20 protein-coding genes and 2 pseudogenes are annotated in these 13,533 nt (G+C 63.4%); 18 read left to right on the forward strand and 4 right to left on the reverse strand.

Annotated features, from left to right (window positions below):
* The first annotated feature begins 55 nt into the window (after positions 1 to 55).
* The 16 genes from AC1VVG_RS26695 to AC1VVG_RS26770 all read left to right on the forward strand — a co-directional run bounded on the left by AC1VVG_RS26695 (position 56) and on the right by AC1VVG_RS26770 (position 9,217).
* On the forward strand, positions 56 to 439 hold the full coding sequence (locus AC1VVG_RS26695; protein ID WP_482836759.1) for a regulatory protein GemA: 384 nt from the start codon (positions 56 to 58) through the stop codon (positions 437 to 439).
* A 90-nt stretch (positions 440 to 529) separates the two neighbouring features.
* A complete protein-coding gene (locus tag AC1VVG_RS26700) occupies positions 530 to 886 on the forward strand; it encodes a Mor transcription activator family protein (protein WP_482836760.1) in 357 nt (118 codons plus the stop codon).
* Positions 887 to 1,119: 233 nt separating this feature from the next.
* Positions 1,120 to 1,374 carry a DUF7940 domain-containing protein gene (locus AC1VVG_RS26705; protein ID WP_482836761.1) on the forward strand — a complete coding sequence of 85 codons (255 nt, stop codon included), beginning with the start codon at positions 1,120 to 1,122 and terminating at the stop codon, positions 1,372 to 1,374.
* Complete coding sequence (locus AC1VVG_RS26710) at positions 1,355 to 1,846, forward strand: lysozyme (RefSeq protein ID WP_482836762.1); 492 nt, start codon at positions 1,355 to 1,357, stop codon at positions 1,844 to 1,846. Before AC1VVG_RS26705 ends, AC1VVG_RS26710 begins: the two co-directional genes overlap by 20 nt.
* Positions 1,843 to 2,163 carry a hypothetical protein gene (locus AC1VVG_RS26715; protein WP_482836763.1) on the forward strand — a complete coding sequence of 107 codons (321 nt, stop codon included), beginning with the start codon at positions 1,843 to 1,845 and terminating at the stop codon, positions 2,161 to 2,163. The genes AC1VVG_RS26710 and AC1VVG_RS26715 overlap by 4 nt, the downstream gene beginning before the upstream one ends.
* Before the next feature lie 2 nt (positions 2,164 to 2,165).
* The gene (locus tag AC1VVG_RS26720; protein ID WP_482836764.1) at positions 2,166 to 2,393 is read left to right on the forward strand and encodes a hypothetical protein; all 228 of its coding nucleotides are present in this window, start codon (positions 2,166 to 2,168) and stop codon (positions 2,391 to 2,393) included.
* On the forward strand, positions 2,390 to 2,911 hold the full coding sequence (locus AC1VVG_RS26725; protein ID WP_482836765.1) for a hypothetical protein: 522 nt from the start codon (positions 2,390 to 2,392) through the stop codon (positions 2,909 to 2,911). The genes AC1VVG_RS26720 and AC1VVG_RS26725 overlap by 4 nt, the downstream gene beginning before the upstream one ends.
* On the forward strand, positions 2,904 to 3,143 hold the full coding sequence (locus tag AC1VVG_RS26730; protein ID WP_482836766.1) for a TraR/DksA C4-type zinc finger protein: 240 nt from the start codon (positions 2,904 to 2,906) through the stop codon (positions 3,141 to 3,143). The genes AC1VVG_RS26725 and AC1VVG_RS26730 overlap by 8 nt, the downstream gene beginning before the upstream one ends.
* The gene (locus AC1VVG_RS26735; RefSeq protein ID WP_482836767.1) at positions 3,119 to 3,499 is read left to right on the forward strand and encodes a DUF2730 family protein; all 381 of its coding nucleotides are present in this window, start codon (positions 3,119 to 3,121) and stop codon (positions 3,497 to 3,499) included. The genes AC1VVG_RS26730 and AC1VVG_RS26735 overlap by 25 nt, the downstream gene beginning before the upstream one ends.
* Positions 3,496 to 3,780, forward strand: a complete 285-nt coding sequence (locus AC1VVG_RS26740) for a VpaChn25_0724 family phage protein (protein ID WP_482836769.1) — start codon at positions 3,496 to 3,498, stop codon at positions 3,778 to 3,780. Before AC1VVG_RS26735 ends, AC1VVG_RS26740 begins: the two co-directional genes overlap by 4 nt.
* A gap of 1 nt (position 3,781) precedes the next feature.
* A complete protein-coding gene (locus tag AC1VVG_RS26745; RefSeq protein WP_482836770.1) occupies positions 3,782 to 4,318 on the forward strand; it encodes a DUF3486 family protein in 537 nt (178 codons plus the stop codon).
* Between the two features lie 17 nt (positions 4,319 to 4,335).
* A complete protein-coding gene (locus tag AC1VVG_RS26750; RefSeq protein ID WP_482836771.1) occupies positions 4,336 to 5,847 on the forward strand; it encodes a terminase large subunit domain-containing protein in 1,512 nt (503 codons plus the stop codon).
* Positions 5,847 to 7,451 carry a DUF935 domain-containing protein gene (locus AC1VVG_RS26755; protein WP_482836772.1) on the forward strand — a complete coding sequence of 535 codons (1,605 nt, stop codon included), beginning with the start codon at positions 5,847 to 5,849 and terminating at the stop codon, positions 7,449 to 7,451. The genes AC1VVG_RS26750 and AC1VVG_RS26755 overlap by 1 nt, the downstream gene beginning before the upstream one ends.
* Positions 7,438 to 8,268 carry a phage head morphogenesis protein gene (locus AC1VVG_RS26760; RefSeq protein WP_482836773.1) on the forward strand — a complete coding sequence of 277 codons (831 nt, stop codon included), beginning with the start codon at positions 7,438 to 7,440 and terminating at the stop codon, positions 8,266 to 8,268. Before AC1VVG_RS26755 ends, AC1VVG_RS26760 begins: the two co-directional genes overlap by 14 nt.
* A complete protein-coding gene (locus AC1VVG_RS26765; protein WP_482836774.1) occupies positions 8,265 to 8,837 on the forward strand; it encodes a phage virion morphogenesis protein in 573 nt (190 codons plus the stop codon). Before AC1VVG_RS26760 ends, AC1VVG_RS26765 begins: the two co-directional genes overlap by 4 nt.
* Before the next feature lie 38 nt (positions 8,838 to 8,875).
* Positions 8,876 to 9,217, forward strand: a complete 342-nt coding sequence (locus AC1VVG_RS26770; protein WP_482836775.1) for a DUF2513 domain-containing protein — start codon at positions 8,876 to 8,878, stop codon at positions 9,215 to 9,217.
* Positions 9,218 to 9,332: 115 nt separating this feature from the next.
* Here AC1VVG_RS26770 and AC1VVG_RS26775 read toward each other — a convergent pair.
* From AC1VVG_RS26775 to AC1VVG_RS26785, 3 genes and pseudogenes are all read right to left on the reverse strand, one after another.
* Positions 9,333 to 9,767: pseudogene (locus AC1VVG_RS26775) on the reverse strand (beta-keto acid cleavage family enzyme); the annotation flags it as partial.
* Between the two features lie 35 nt (positions 9,768 to 9,802).
* Positions 9,803 to 10,609 carry an SDR family oxidoreductase gene (locus AC1VVG_RS26780; protein WP_034191443.1) on the reverse strand — a complete coding sequence of 269 codons (807 nt, stop codon included), beginning with the start codon at positions 10,607 to 10,609 and terminating at the stop codon, positions 9,803 to 9,805.
* A 58-nt stretch (positions 10,610 to 10,667) separates the two neighbouring features.
* The gene (locus AC1VVG_RS26785) at positions 10,668 to 11,378 is read right to left on the reverse strand and encodes a GntR family transcriptional regulator (RefSeq protein ID WP_034191442.1); all 711 of its coding nucleotides are present in this window, start codon (positions 11,376 to 11,378) and stop codon (positions 10,668 to 10,670) included.
* 180 nt (positions 11,379 to 11,558) lie between these two features.
* On the opposite strand from AC1VVG_RS26785, the pseudogene AC1VVG_RS26790 reads away from it, so the two are divergent.
* A pseudogene (locus AC1VVG_RS26790) lies at positions 11,559 to 11,606 on the forward strand (hypothetical protein); the annotation flags it as partial.
* Positions 11,607 to 11,786: 180 nt separating this feature from the next.
* On the opposite strand, the gene AC1VVG_RS26795 reads toward AC1VVG_RS26790, so the two are convergent.
* On the reverse strand, positions 11,787 to 12,578 hold the full coding sequence (locus AC1VVG_RS26795) for an IclR family transcriptional regulator (RefSeq protein ID WP_034191441.1): 792 nt from the start codon (positions 12,576 to 12,578) through the stop codon (positions 11,787 to 11,789).
* A 161-nt stretch (positions 12,579 to 12,739) separates the two neighbouring features.
* On the opposite strand from AC1VVG_RS26795, the gene AC1VVG_RS26800 reads away from it, so the two are divergent.
* Complete coding sequence (locus AC1VVG_RS26800; RefSeq protein WP_034191440.1) at positions 12,740 to 13,516, forward strand: ABC transporter substrate-binding protein; 777 nt, start codon at positions 12,740 to 12,742, stop codon at positions 13,514 to 13,516.
* Positions 13,517 to 13,533 lie beyond the last annotated feature (17 nt).

A 13,533-nucleotide genomic window follows, 5' to 3' on the forward strand; every position in this document is an offset into this window, starting at 1 on the left:
AATGCTCGCAAAATCGACCCTCGCAAAGATCCATATCGCAAAGAAGCAACTTGCCATGGATGACGACACCTACCGGGCGATGCTGCGCTCGGTAGGCGGGGCAGCGTCATCTCGCGATCTGACCACGGCAGGCGCGAGCCGCGTGCTGCGTCACCTGGAACAGTGCGGATTCAAGCCGGTGCGTAAGCCCGGTGCGGCTGCGCTGCCGCAACGGGCACTCGCTCAGGATGCGCAGAGCACCAAGATTCGTGCCCTATGGCTGGAACTGCACAGCCTTGGCGTGGTCCGAAACGCATCGGAAGCTGCGCTCGGCGCATATGTCAAACGCCAGACCGGCGTAGAAGCCCTTCAATGGCTTTCCAGCGCGCAGGCGAGCCTGATCATTGAGGCGCTCAAGAAATGGAAGACGCGTGCGGGACAGCAGGAAACCGTGTCGTAATGGTCGTTGACCTGGTGCCGACGTCGCATCACTGGTCGATGTTGGGATCAACAATTGCTTGGTCGTACTGGATGCAACGGGAGGGCTGCGATGAATGAGCCGGACGCGTTTCGCTTTCCGTCGAACTATCCCGATGTGCTCGAGCACATCGGGCAGATCGTCTATCGGGAGCTGCGCGCGCACGGCATCTGTCGAGAAAAGAGCGCCGAGATCGCGATCGGCACGACAGATTCAGTCGGTCGCGAGTTCGGCGGCTCACAGATCTACGTTCCGCGCGGCGTGAGCTACCGGCTCTCGCAACGCGATGCCGAGATTTTCCGCAAGTTCAAGGGCGACAACTACGCTCAGCTCGCACGCGAATACCAACTCACCGAAGTGCGGGTGCGCAGCATCATCAAGGACTGCCTCGAGTTCGAGCGTCTGGTCAAGCAAGGCAACCTCTTCTAGCTTTCCTCCTGCAGCACCACCGGGCAGACGCGGCGCAAATAGTAAAGCGCTTTAGTCGCCAGGCAGCATGGGTCCCCGTCACCATGACGGCATCCCAACCCTGCGGCCAACCGGATCATGAGTCCATTCCGAGTTTTCAATTCACCGCTTCCAGGCGCACCTGCATCATGCCGCGTCCGGGATAGCCACGGCATCAGTGCGGCCGTCGCCAGCCCGATCGGTGGAGCGCGCATATGCGGCTGAAGCTGATCGACGAATGGCGGCACGCCCACCGATTCGGCAGCGTACGACTGTCCGCTGCCATGGCCACCCTGTTCGGCATTGGGCCGTCGGTGCTCAGCGCGTGGAGTGATATTCCCGACGATCTGAAACAGGCGCTGCCGCACGGGTGGGCGCAAGCGATCGCGGTCGGCGGCTTCGTGCTCGTGCTGCTTGCACGCATCTTCACGATCGAACAGCGAGGCACGAATGGCGGCCCCGCAAGCTAACCGTCCGGCGACGCGCACCCTCGCTTCGGTAGTCGGCGTGTCGGCTGCGGCACTTCTGCTCACGTGGGTACCGCGTTTCGAGGGCATCTCGCTCAAGACGTATCGCGACCCGATCGGCGTCCTGACCTATTGCACCGGCGAGACGCAAGGCGCGGTGTGGGGGGCGACATATACGCCTCAACAATGCCGCGGCAAGCTCTCGGCGAGCTTGCTGACGACAGCGGATGGTGTCGACGGGTGCATCACCGCACCGCTGACCGATTATCAGCGCGCAGCGGCGATCTCCTTTGCCTACAACGAGGGCGTGGCGCGCTTCTGCGGGTCGACCATCGCACGCCGATTCAACGAGCACGACTATGCGGGAGCATGTGCGGAGTTTTCCCGCTGGGTGTATGCGGGCGGCCGAGTGCTGCCCGGTCTTGTCAATCGTCGGCGCATCGAGCGCCAGATCTGTGAGGGGAAAATCGTATGACCATCATCACCGCCTTGGTTGCAAAATTCTGGCCCATCATTGCCGGCGTACTCGGCCTTGGCGCATGTGCGCTCGCCGTCTTTACCAAAACGCGCTCAGCTGACGTGAAGGTCGCCCAGGCCGGCGAGCAGGTCGCGCAGGCGCAGGCCACCGTCGCAAATACCGTAAGCGCCGAGGCGCAGGCGAACGCAGCCGCCGCACAGGCAGGTGAACAGGCCGCCGCCAATGCGACTCAGGCGGACCAGGCGGCGCAAGCCGCAACCAGCGCCGATATCGACACCCAGCTGGCTTCGGTCGGCGGCCTGCGCAAGGAGTGAGCATGCGGCTGCCCGTCCTGCTCGCGGCGCTGCTGCTCGCCGGCTGTGCTGCGCAATGTCCGCCGCCGCCCCCGCCCGTCACGACAACGCGTCTGATCGATACCGCGTGCAACTGGGTCAGGTTGATCACCGGCAGTCCGCTGGACACGCTTGAAACCAAGCGCCAGATTCTGGCCCACGACACCGCCTTCACGAAAAATTGCGGACACGCGGCGGCGGTGGAACCATGAACTACGCAATGGCTCGTGAGCAGATTCTGGACGGCGATTTGATTGCCGTGCGGGCGCGAAATGGCTTGATGCCGGCGCTTATTCGCGGAGTGACGCGCTCACCTTACACGCATACGGCCGTCGCGGTCTGGACCGGTACCGATTACGCTCGCCGCCTGCTGGTTGCCGAAAGCAACGCCGGTGGCTGCTCGTTATCGCCGCTTTCGCACTACGAGGCTGTTGACTTCGACGTGTTCGATTGCCCGGTCGATAGACGGACTGCCTGCCGCTCGCTGTGGGATCTGATCGGCGCGCCGATCGCTTACAGTTTCGGCGACCTGTTCCGAATCGCGGCCAATCGCATTCTGGATGTTCCGTTGCCGTCGCCTGAGCCGGGCGAAATGATTTGCTCGGCGCTGACGGCAACCATCTATCTGAAGAGCGGCTGGGCACCCAGCGCCCTGCCGACTATTCCTGCGCCGGACGATGTTGTGCGTGCGCTGCGCATTGGGCCGACACTGGAGGTGCGCAGTGCCTGATCCGCTTGACGCCGCCAGCGAGCGCGAAGCCAGGTTCCGCGACGATGCGCTTGCGGCGCAGCAGCGCCGCGCCGGACTGGACGGCAAAACGGTAGCGGATAGCCGGATCGAATGCCGGGTATGTAGCGAACCTATCCCCGAGGCGCGCCGTGAGGCTGTCCCCGGCGTACAAACCTGCGTGGACTGCCAGTTCGATATCGAGCGAGCATGTCGCGCCTTTTCCATGCGCTAGACATCGTGTCGATCGACTTCCAACTACTCAATTTCGGCTTTGAGGTATTCCAGTCGGTGGCCACCGCCTGCGTGGGTATCTATGTCTACCTCACCAATAGGGATAAGGTCACCAACGACCGGATCACCAACCTCGAGGACGGTGTCGACAAGCGCCTCGACAGTCACAGCGACCGCCTTGCCCGTCTCGAGGAGGCCGTGCAGCACGTGCCGACGCACGAAGATCTGGGTGATATTCACACGCGCATCAACGACGTCGCGGCAGGACTCAGCACGCTCACGGGCGAGGTCAACGGCATGCACACCACGCTCAACCTGATCCATCAATATCTTCTGAACGGGGGCACGGCAAAATGACTTACCTCGAGGCAGTGACGGCTGATCGGCGTCTGATGATTCTTCGGGCACTCGGCGAGACCTCCGGTTACGGCGCAAACGTGACGCTGATTCAGTGTTTTCTGGACTCGGGGGGGCATTCGGTGTCGTCTGATATGGTGGCAAGCGACGTCGCGTGGCTCGCGGAGCTCGGCCTGGTCGAAGTCAAGGACGGCGCAGTGAAACTGACGGCGCGCGGCGGCGATGTTGCGACTGGCCGATCGAGCGTGCCGGGCGTGCGCAAGCTGCGACCGGGAGAATAAGATGCCGCCGCGCTCGAAAATCGAGAAGCTGCCCAAGGCGATCAAGGAATGGCTCGACAAATACTTGGTCGAGAGCAATTTCTCGGACTATCGTGGCGCGGTCACGGAGCTGAACCGCATGCTGGAGCCCTACTGCTTGCAGGTCAGCAAGAGCGGACTGCAGCGGTACGGGCAATCATTCGACGAGCGGCTCAAGTCGCTGAAAGCGGTCACGGAGCAGGCGCGCGCGGTCGTTCAGGCGTCGCCGGACGAAGACGGCGCGGTCAATGACGCGCTGGTCCGCCTGACGCAGGAAAAGATGTTCGGGATCTTGATGGAGATGAACGTCGATCCCGATTCCATCGATCTGGCCAAGCTCGCGCGAGCGGTTGCGGAGCTGGGCAAGGCATCGGTCGCGCAAAAACGCTGGCAGGCTGAAGCCCGCCGGCAGGCGCTCGAAGACGCGGCACAAAATGCCGGGGACGCGGCCAAGGGGCTGGGCCTTACCGAAGACGCCGTCGAACAGATCAAGAACCGCATTCTCGGCAAAGCCGCTTGATACATCGGAGTCGATGAATGGGCGCAGTCCTGCTTCCGTACCAGCAACGCTGGGGAGACGATACGTCGCCCGTACGCGTATGTGAAAAATCGCGTCGTGTCGGCTTGTCATGGGGCGAAGCGGCCTACACTGCGCTCGAAGGCTCGAAACAGGGTGGCCAGGACACGTGGTATGTCGGCTACAACAAGGACATGGCCGAGGAATTCATCCTCGACTGTGCGTTCTGGGCACGGCACTTTCAGGTCGCCGCCGAGGCGATGGAGCAGCTTGCCATTGAGGACGAAGGCAAGGACATTCTCGCGTTCCGCATCCGCTTTGCCGGCGGCGCTCGTGTAACGGCGCTGTCATCGCGACCGTCCAACCTGCGCGGCAAGCAAGGCCGCGTAATCATCGACGAGGCCGCGTTCCACGACAATCTTGCCGAGCTGCTCAAGTCCGCGATGGCGCTGCTGATCTGGGGCGGGTCGGTTTCTGTCATCTCTACGCATAACGGCGTCGATAACGCGTTTAACGAGTTGATCAAGGACATCCGCGAGGGCCGAAAACCGTACAGCCTGCACCGAATTACGTTCGATGACGCGGTCGAGCAAGGCTTGTGCAAGCGCGTATTCGAAAGCACGAAGAAAGTCTGGACGCCGCAGGCTGAGATTGATTGGTGTGAGAGCATTCGCGCGTTCTACCGCCCGAACGATGCCGAGGAACTCGACTGCGTGCCGTCGAGCAGCGGTGGGGCCTATCTGTCGAGCGCATTGATTGAATCGCGCATGTCCGATGAGAGCAAGGTGCTGCGTTTCACGTGCAAAGATGGCTTCGAGCAGCTTCCGGACCACGTACGCGAAGCCGATACGCTCGACTGGCTAGAAGCGGAAGTCGCCCCGCTCATCGAGAAGCTGCCGCGCACCGCGCGCAGCAGCTTTGGGCTCGACTTCGGACGCAGCGGTGACTTGTCGGTGCTCGCGCCGCTACTTGAACTGCAGGCGCTGCGCCGGATCTGTCCATTCCTGATCGAAATGCGCAACGTGCCTTTCAAGCAGCAGGAGCAGATCCTGTTTTGGGTGGCCGACCGCATCCCGCGCTTTTCGTTCGGTGCGCTCGATGCACGCGGCAATGGTCAGTACCTGGCCGAGGTCGCCATGCAGCGCTACGGCGCGTCGAGCATTGAGCAAGTGATGCTCTCGAATGCGTGGTATCTCGAGAACATGCCCAAGCTCAAGGCCGCGTTCGAGGATGGCACGCTGTCGAGCATCCCGAAAGACCTGGACGTCAAGGCTGATTTGCGGGCAATCGTCGTCGACAAGGGCATTCCCAAGCTTGCGGAGAAGGCGCGCACCAAGTCATCCGATGGTGGCCAGCGTCATGGCGATGCAGCGATTGCGCTCGCGCTTGCCTGGTTCGCCAGCACACAGGACGGCGGTCCGATTGATTACATCGAGGTGCCGCGACGCGCTCGCGGCGGTGCCGCGCAGCATTTTATGCATGCACCCGGTGAAGACGATTTGCCCCGCATGGCGGGGCGTGGAGATTGGTAATGGGAAAGATCGTCGACCAGTTCGGCAGACCGATCGAGCGCGAGGTGCTCGATGAGCAACAGAGCACGAAAATCCCGTGGCTCACGCACCAGATTGCGCAGCACCCGGCCCGGCATCTGACGCCGCAGCGACTGAACGACATCCTGCAGCAGGCGGAATTCGGGTTCCTGATTCATCAGCATGAGCTCTTTCGGGATATGGAGGAGCGGGACAGTCATATCCATTCGGAGATGATGAAACGCAAGCGGGCGGTTGTGAAGCTGAACTGGGACCTGCAGCCGCCGCGCAATGCGAGCGCGGAAGAAGAGAAGCTCACGGCCTTTGCGCGCGAGCAGATGCTCGACATGCCTGACCTCGAAGATCTGCTCTTTGATGTGCTGGACGCCGTGGGTAACGGTTTCTCGGCACTGGAATTGCAGTGGACTCGCGTCGGCAGCACGTGGCTGGTGGAAAAACACCACTGGCGACCCCAATACTGGTTCCAGCTGGACCACGAAACGCGCATGGAGATCAATCTCCGCGATGGGACACCGGATGGCGCGCCGCTGCTACCGTTCGGCTGGATCTTGCATCGGCACAAGGCGATGTCCGGTTACACCGCGCGCCAGGCGCTGATGCGCGTGCTGGTGTGGCCATATCTGTTCAAGAATTACGCGGTTGGCGACCTCGCCGAGTTCCTCGACATCTATGGCATGCCAATGCGTGTCGGCAAGTTCCCGCAAAACGCGACGCCGGATGAGCGCGCCACGTTGATGCGCGCCGTGATGGGCATTGGCCATAATGCTGCCGGCATCATCCCGCAGTCGATGGCGATCGAATTCGAGGAAGCAGCGAAGGGAACCGACGCGCCGTTCCTCGCCATGATGGGCTGGTGCGAGCGAGCGGAGAGCAAGGCGATCATCGGGCAGACGATGAGCGCTGAAGCTCATGCCAGCGGCCTGGGCAGCGGCAACGCAAAGCTCCACGGCGAAGTGCGCTCCGACATCCGCGATGCGGACTGCAAGATGCTTGCGTCGACGATCACGCAGCAGCTGATCTATCCGATTCTCGCGCTCAACAAGGGCTTCACGGACGTTCGTCGCTGCCCGCGCTTTGTGTTCGACAACGCGGAAGCAGAAGACGTCAAAGTCTATGGCGATGCGCTTCCCAAGCTGGTCGCGATCGGCATGCAGATTCCGCGTGCCTGGGCGCACGACAAGCTGCATATTCCGATGCCAAATGACGGTGAGGATGTGCTGCGAGTCGACGTTGCCGACGTGCAGCCGATGCGCGAAGTAAAAAGCATTGCTGCAACAACGGCGCAGCCGTCGATGCCGTCGGCGACCCCGCCGGCCAACGTGGTCGACCCGACGCAGCTTGCGCTCGACAAGGCGCTGGACATGCTCGGACGTGACATGCCGGCCCAGGGGCAGGATCTTGCACGCGCCGCGCTGAAGGCAGTTTCCGAAGCGAAGGATTTTTCGGAAGCACTCGCAGCCCTCTCGGCCGGGCATATCCAGGTAGACGACACGGTGCTGATCGAAGCGATCGCGCGCGCGATGTTCGTCTGCGACGTCGTGGGTGCTGAGGCTGTACAGCGGGAGATCAACCGTGCCGGACGCTGAGCTGCCCGTCAACGCACCGACGCTCTATGCGGCATTCAAGATGCCACCGGAGCAGGCGATCGCATTTCTGCGGGCCAAGGGCGTTGTCGTGTCGGACAGTTGGATGGATCTGTGGCGCCAGGCTCATTCGCGTGCTTTTACGGTCGCGCAGTCGGCCGGTTTCGACATCCTTGAGGATATTCGCGGCGCGCTGCTCAAAGCGCTCGATGAAGGCCAGACATACGAGCAATTCAGAAGCGAGCTGGAGCCGATGTTGCGCGCGAAGGGTTGGTGGGGCAAGGCGATCGACCCGGAGACCGGCGAGATCCTGAAGATGTATCCGAACACGACGCGTGTCGTGGAATACGGGACGCCGTCGAGGTTGCGCCTCATTTACGAGCAGAACCTGCAGACGGCCTATATGGCCGGCCGGTATCGCTCAATGAGGGCGTCGGTGGGCACACATCCATACTGGCAATACACCGCAGTGATGGACAGCCGCACACGCCCGGCACATCGCGTGATGCACGGGCGTCTGTTTCGCTACGACGACGAGGCATGGACCGTCGCCTACCCGCCCTGCGGCTGGAACTGTCGGTGTCGAGCGGTGCCGCTGTCAGACTATGACCTGAAGAACGACGACCTGGCCGTCGAAAGCGCGGCCGGTCATGTTCAGGAGGTGCCGGTGCTCGATCGTGAAGGCAATCCGCGCGCGCTCCCGGACGGGCAGCCAATGACCGTCAAACAGATTCGGTTGCCTGGCATGGCTCGACCGTTCCGTCCTGATCCAGGCTGGGATTACAATGCAGCGGCCGACTACCCGGCGATCAAACCATGACCTTCAGGACCGAAATCATCGGCGAAGATGTGCTGCGCGCAGCTCTGCGGCAGCTCGCCGAACGAGCGACGGACGCGCGGCCGGCAATGGAGTCGGTTTCGCAAGCGCTGTTGAGAGAGACGGAGCGGATTTTCGATCGAGAAGGTAAAGGCGTCGGCCTCGCGCGTGACTGGCCGGCATTGAGCGAGGTCACCAAGCACCAGCGAGCGCTGGCTCAATCGCGCGGCCGGCAGTATGGCAAGAACGGCAAAGAGCTGGCGAGCTACGCCAACGCCAAAAGCGGCGTCATGAAAATTCTGCAGGTGAGCGGCAAGCTCGCTGCCAGTATCCAGCCCGTGGCGAACGCGCACGAAGCCGGACTCACGACGAACCGCGTCTACGCCGGCACGATGTTCTTCGGGGCGAAGAAGGGGCAGTTCGGACGCGACCGGCGCAACCATCCGCTTCCGTGGGGCGATATTCCGGGGCGGGTGTTTTTCCCGGTCAAGGCAGAAGGCAATGACTTTGCCCTGACTGGCACGGCCGAGCGGTCGGTGCTCGAAATTCTTGAGCGTTATCTTGAGCCATAATCGGGCTTCGACTATCTCGGATCGTGGCGGAGAACTGCATGAAACTGGACTGGGAATGCGTGCGAGCGGTAATGCTGGCCGCCGAGGCGCTGCCGGGGGCCGACGACGCCGTTGCGCCCGGCACGTTCGACAATTTCCCCGAGTTCGTCGTAATTGAGCACATCCGTCTGCTGACCGAAGCCCGGCTGATCGAGGGCTTCGCACCCGGCAATCCGATGTTCGCTCGTCGTCTGACGTGGGAAGGACATCAGTTCATCCGGAACCTGCGCGACCGTAACTTCTTCCATCGAATTTCGCGGGCAGCTCAGGAGCGTGAGATCGAATTGTCGTTCGATGTGATCGTGAGCACCGGTGCGAAACTGGTTGAAAAGCTTATCTGACGTTACTTGCGTATGCTGCAAGCGAATTGCGCGCCGGTTGTCCAGGATCGGCCCGCCTTGACCCGGCAAGACCCATTTATCTCACCGGACTCTGGGGAAATATCTCACTCCCCTTCAGGTCGCGGCTCTTCTCGAGGTGTTCGCGTTCCCACGGATGCTTCAGCTCCCGAAAGCGCTCGAGCATCGGGTACAGCCCGAAGTTCATCGAGCCCATGTTCAGCGAAGCGACCTCGGGCTGGAAATGCAGCGCGGGCTGCAGCCGTTCGTCGACCGTCATGTGCGGGCTACCGCCCGACGTGAGGTTGATCACCGCGTCGGTTTGCGCCTTGATGCGCGGCAGGAATTCGGCGAACACCGCCGGATCCTGGGTCGGCTTGCCGTCGGACGGATGGCGCGCGTGGAGGTGCAGGATCGCCGCGCCGGCCTCGGCGGCCGCGACGGCGGCCGTTTCGATCTCGTGCGGCGTCACGGGCAGGTACGGCGACATCGACGGCGTGTGGATCGCGCCGGTGGGCGCACAGGTGATGATGACTTTGCGAGCGTTTGCCACGGATGGATTCCTTTCGGTGAACGATGCCGGGTGCGTCACAGCACTTCGACGTTGCCGCAGACGGAGATGGCCTGCCCCGTGATTCCGTGCCCGCCCGGCGAGCACAGGAACAGCGCGGTCGCGGCGATTTCGGCCGGGTCGGTCATGCGCCGCAGCGAGATCTTCTCGAGATAGCGCTTCTCCATTTCGTCGTAACCGATGCCCAGTTGCTGCGCGCGTGCGTCGATCACGCGGCGCATCCGCGGGCCACGCACGATGCCGGGCTGAATCGCGTTCACGCGGATGCCGAGCGGGCCCAGTTCGATCGCGAGGCTCTTCACGAGGCCGACCACGGCCCATTTCGTCGCGGCGTACGGCGTGCGGAACGCGTAGCCGAGCCGCCCGGCGACCGACGACAACGCGATGATCGCGCCGCCATGTTTCGCGTCGCGCAGCAGCGGCACCGCACGGCGCGCGAACTGGAACTGTGCGTTCAGGTTGATCGCGACGGTTTGTTCCCACTGCACGGGGTCGATCTCGTCGATGCCGCCGGTCGGGCCGGCGATCCCCGCGTTGTTGACCAGCACGTCGAGGCCGCCGAGCGTTGCCGCGACGTCGTCGAACACGCGTTCGACGGCGGCCGGATCGGATACGTCCGCCAGCGTCGCGCTGATCGCACCGGCCCCGGCGCGCGGCGGCCGGTCGGCGAGTGCGGCCAGCGCGGCTGGCGACGCGTCGCACACATGCACGCGGGCGCCGCACTCGGCGAACGCGTCGGCGATGTCGAGGCCGATGCCCGATGCGCCGCCCGTCACGAGGACGCGCAGGCCGTCATAGGGTTTCAGCAGGTCGGAAGCTGTCATGCCGGGTTGTCTCCATCGTTGATGTTGTAGGATCGCAGCCGCCCGCGGCGGGCGGCCGCTATGGCTTTGCGTTCACGGTTCGCGGGGCCTGTTCGGCCCGCAAGGTTTCGGCGAGATCGTGTGCGGCGCCGCCGATGTCGAGCGCGATGCCGGCCCGCACGCCGGTGCCGTCGCGCCGTTCGAGAGCGTCGACGATCGCGCGGTGCGCGTCCATCGAGCGCCGCATGTGCGGGATGTCGAGCGCGACCATGTTCAGGAACGGCCCGACCCGCATCCACAAGTTCTCGACGATCGCGAGCGTGCTTTCGCTGGCGCCGTGCGCGTAGATCGCGCTGTGGAAGGCGAAATTGCTTTGCAGGTAAGCGCGCGAGCGGCCGGCTTCGACGTGCGCCTGCATCGTCTCGCAGGTCTTGCGCACGGCCGCGATCTGCGCGTCGCTCATTCGTCCGCACGCACGCTCGGCGATGCAGCCCTCGAGTGCGATCCGCACGTCGCGCAGTTCGTCGAGCATGTCGAGCGTCATCGGCGGCACGACGAGCGCGCGATTCGGGCCGTCGACCAGCGCGCGCTCGGCGCGCAGCCGCGTGAGCGCGGCGCGCACGGGCATCGTCGACGAACCGACCGCCTCGGCGACGCTGCGCAGGCTCAACGCCTGGCCGGGCGCGAAACGGCCGCTCATCAGCGCTTCGCGCAGTTGCTGGTAGACCTTGTCGGCCATCGTTTCCTGTTCGATGGCTTTCAGTGCGGGCGGGACGATACGAGGCGCCAAGGCGGGGTTCTCCTGGGTTTGATCTGCGATCTGTGATCACACTTGAGATAGGCGAAGTGTTGACGATGCGGCGGGCGGAGTCAAGACGAACGGGATCGGGGAAAACGCCGAGGAAGGGCGGACGAAGGTTGAAGGCCGGGTACCGCTTCGGAGCATGCGCCGGACGTCATTCACGCACGGGTGGCGAAGCATCTGGCGCGGGATTATCGACATCCGGTCGTCGAAACGGATGTCGGCGACGTGAAGTTCGACTACCTGAAGTGCGTCGATCTGTACCACGGCAGAGCACGGGACGCCGCGGCGAAACAACGCGTGTGCACCCGAACGGTACCTATCGGATCAAGAAGCCGCAGAAGCCGCGCTGACGATCAAACGCCGTCGTACACCGCGCCTTCCGCGCCTCGAACCCTACTCGAGCGTCCTGATCGAATTGCTGATGCCGCGCGCGCAGTCGATCACGGCCGGCGCGAGCTTGCGGCGCGCGTCGTCGAAGGTCCAGCGGCTCGTCGGCGCAACCACGTGCACGGCCGCCACCGGCTGCCCCTGGCTGCCGAGCACGGGCGCCGCGATCGACATGTCGCCGATGAACAGTTCTTCCTGGTTGGTGGCGTAGCCTTCGCGCCGCGCGCCGTCGAGCAGCGCGACCAGTTCGTCGAGCGCCGTGACCGTGCGCGGCGTGTGCGGCGGGCGCGCCATGGCGTCGAGACGCGCGCGCGCGTCGCCGGGCGGCAGCGCGCTCAGGAATGCGCGGCCGCAGCCGGTGCAATACATCGGGATGCGGCTGCCGATCGGCATGTGGATCGGCACGAACTTCGTCGACACGAAACGCGCGACGTACACCATCTCGTCCTCGTCCGGCTCGGTGAGGTTGGTGGTTTCGCCGGTCAGGTTCGTGAGCTCCGACAGAAACGGATTCGCCACGTCGATCAGCGTATCGGCCGCGAGATAGTTGAAGCCGATCCGCATCACGTGCGGCGTGAGCTGGTAGCGCCGCGTGACCGGATGCTTGCGGATGTAGCCGAGCTTCTCGAGCGTATAGACCATCCGCTGCGCCGAGCTTTTCGTCATGCCCGCGGCGTCGGCCACTTCCGCCAGCGTCATCGTGCGCCGCTTCGCGCTGAACGCGCGCAACACGTTCAGCCCTTTCTCCAGCGACTGGTTGAACAGCAGGTCGTTTGACTGATCGGGCGACGTTTCCATGGGCAAGGGGCCGAATCGATTCGATAACGCATCATAGCGTATCGCATATCGATACTAAAAAATCTTTTATCGATATTTTTGATTCGTTTTAAGATCGAGTCATCGTCGCAGTGTCGATCCGCGACCAGTCGGCGCACCGAAGTATTCGAGAAGGAGGCACCATGGTTTCGTTCATCAAGCGGTTCGGCGCACTGGCCGCCGGTTTCGCCACCTGCATCGCGCTCGGCGCGGCATCGCCCGGCGCCGCCGCGGCCGAGCCGACGCTGAAGGTCGGCGCGACGGCCACTGGCGTGCCGTTCACGTTTCTCGACGTCAAGAGCAATTCGATCCAGGGGATGATGGTCGATGCGATCACCGCGGCCGGGCAGTCGGCCGGCTTTCGCGTCGACGTGCAGCAGACCGTGTTCTCGGCGCTGATCCCGTCGCTCACCACGCAGAAGATCGACATCATCTCGGCCGCGATGCTGAAGACGCCGGCGCGCCAGCAGGTCGTCGACTTTTCCGACACGGTCTATTCGTTCGGCGAAGGCCTGATCGTGAAGGCGGACGACCCGGGCCGCTACACGTCGATGGACGATTTCAAGGGGCAGGTGGTCGGCGCGCAGGTCGGTACGGCGTTCGTCGACGCGCTCAACAAGAAGGGCATCTTCAAGGAAGTCCGGACCTACGATTCGATCGCGGACATCATGCGCGACGTCGCGCTCGGGCGCATCAAGGCCGGCTTCGCCGACCAGCCGATCGTCGCGTACCAGATCGAACACGGCGTCAACCGTCAGGTGCGGCTCGTGCCCGAATACCAGAGCGTCGTGAAGGGGCAGGTCTGCTTCATCGTGCGCAAGGGCGACACGGCAACGCTCGAGCAGCTCAACGGCGCGATCCGCAAGATGAAGAGCGACGGCACGCTGCAGCAGATCCTGCAGAAGTGGCACATGAGCTGAGCGCCCGTCCGGGAGGC

It is taken from the genome of Burkholderia sp. L-4, from assembly GCF_056856535.1.

What these genes read in the sequence shown, in the direction of transcription:
- AC1VVG_RS26710 (WP_482836762.1), top strand. Translation starts at nt 1,355, where the DNA reads ATGGCGGCCCCGCAAGCTAACCGTCCGGCGACGCGCACCCTCGCTTCG.
- AC1VVG_RS26755 (WP_482836772.1), top strand. Translation starts at nt 5,847, where the DNA reads ATGGGAAAGATCGTCGACCAGTTCGGCAGACCGATCGAGCGCGAGGTG.
- AC1VVG_RS26720 (WP_482836764.1), top strand. Translation starts at nt 2,166, where the DNA reads ATGCGGCTGCCCGTCCTGCTCGCGGCGCTGCTGCTCGCCGGCTGTGCT.
- AC1VVG_RS26800 (WP_034191440.1), top strand. Translation starts at nt 12,740, where the DNA reads ATGGTTTCGTTCATCAAGCGGTTCGGCGCACTGGCCGCCGGTTTCGCC.
- AC1VVG_RS26795 (WP_034191441.1), bottom strand. Translation starts at nt 12,578, where the DNA reads ATGGAAACGTCGCCCGATCAGTCAAACGACCTGCTGTTCAACCAGTCG.
- AC1VVG_RS26715 (WP_482836763.1), top strand. Translation starts at nt 1,843, where the DNA reads ATGACCATCATCACCGCCTTGGTTGCAAAATTCTGGCCCATCATTGCC.
- AC1VVG_RS26725 (WP_482836765.1), top strand. Translation starts at nt 2,390, where the DNA reads ATGAACTACGCAATGGCTCGTGAGCAGATTCTGGACGGCGATTTGATT.
- AC1VVG_RS26740 (WP_482836769.1), top strand. Translation starts at nt 3,496, where the DNA reads ATGACTTACCTCGAGGCAGTGACGGCTGATCGGCGTCTGATGATTCTT.
- AC1VVG_RS26700 (WP_482836760.1), top strand. Translation starts at nt 530, where the DNA reads ATGAATGAGCCGGACGCGTTTCGCTTTCCGTCGAACTATCCCGATGTG.
- AC1VVG_RS26750 (WP_482836771.1), top strand. Translation starts at nt 4,336, where the DNA reads ATGGGCGCAGTCCTGCTTCCGTACCAGCAACGCTGGGGAGACGATACG.
- AC1VVG_RS26780 (WP_034191443.1), bottom strand. Translation starts at nt 10,609, where the DNA reads ATGACAGCTTCCGACCTGCTGAAACCCTATGACGGCCTGCGCGTCCTC.
- AC1VVG_RS26735 (WP_482836767.1), top strand. Translation starts at nt 3,119, where the DNA reads ATGTCGCGCCTTTTCCATGCGCTAGACATCGTGTCGATCGACTTCCAA.
- AC1VVG_RS26770 (WP_482836775.1), top strand. Translation starts at nt 8,876, where the DNA reads ATGAAACTGGACTGGGAATGCGTGCGAGCGGTAATGCTGGCCGCCGAG.
- AC1VVG_RS26695 (WP_482836759.1), top strand. Translation starts at nt 56, where the DNA reads ATGGATGACGACACCTACCGGGCGATGCTGCGCTCGGTAGGCGGGGCA.
- AC1VVG_RS26765 (WP_482836774.1), top strand. Translation starts at nt 8,265, where the DNA reads ATGACCTTCAGGACCGAAATCATCGGCGAAGATGTGCTGCGCGCAGCT.
- AC1VVG_RS26745 (WP_482836770.1), top strand. Translation starts at nt 3,782, where the DNA reads ATGCCGCCGCGCTCGAAAATCGAGAAGCTGCCCAAGGCGATCAAGGAA.
- AC1VVG_RS26705 (WP_482836761.1), top strand. Translation starts at nt 1,120, where the DNA reads ATGCGGCTGAAGCTGATCGACGAATGGCGGCACGCCCACCGATTCGGC.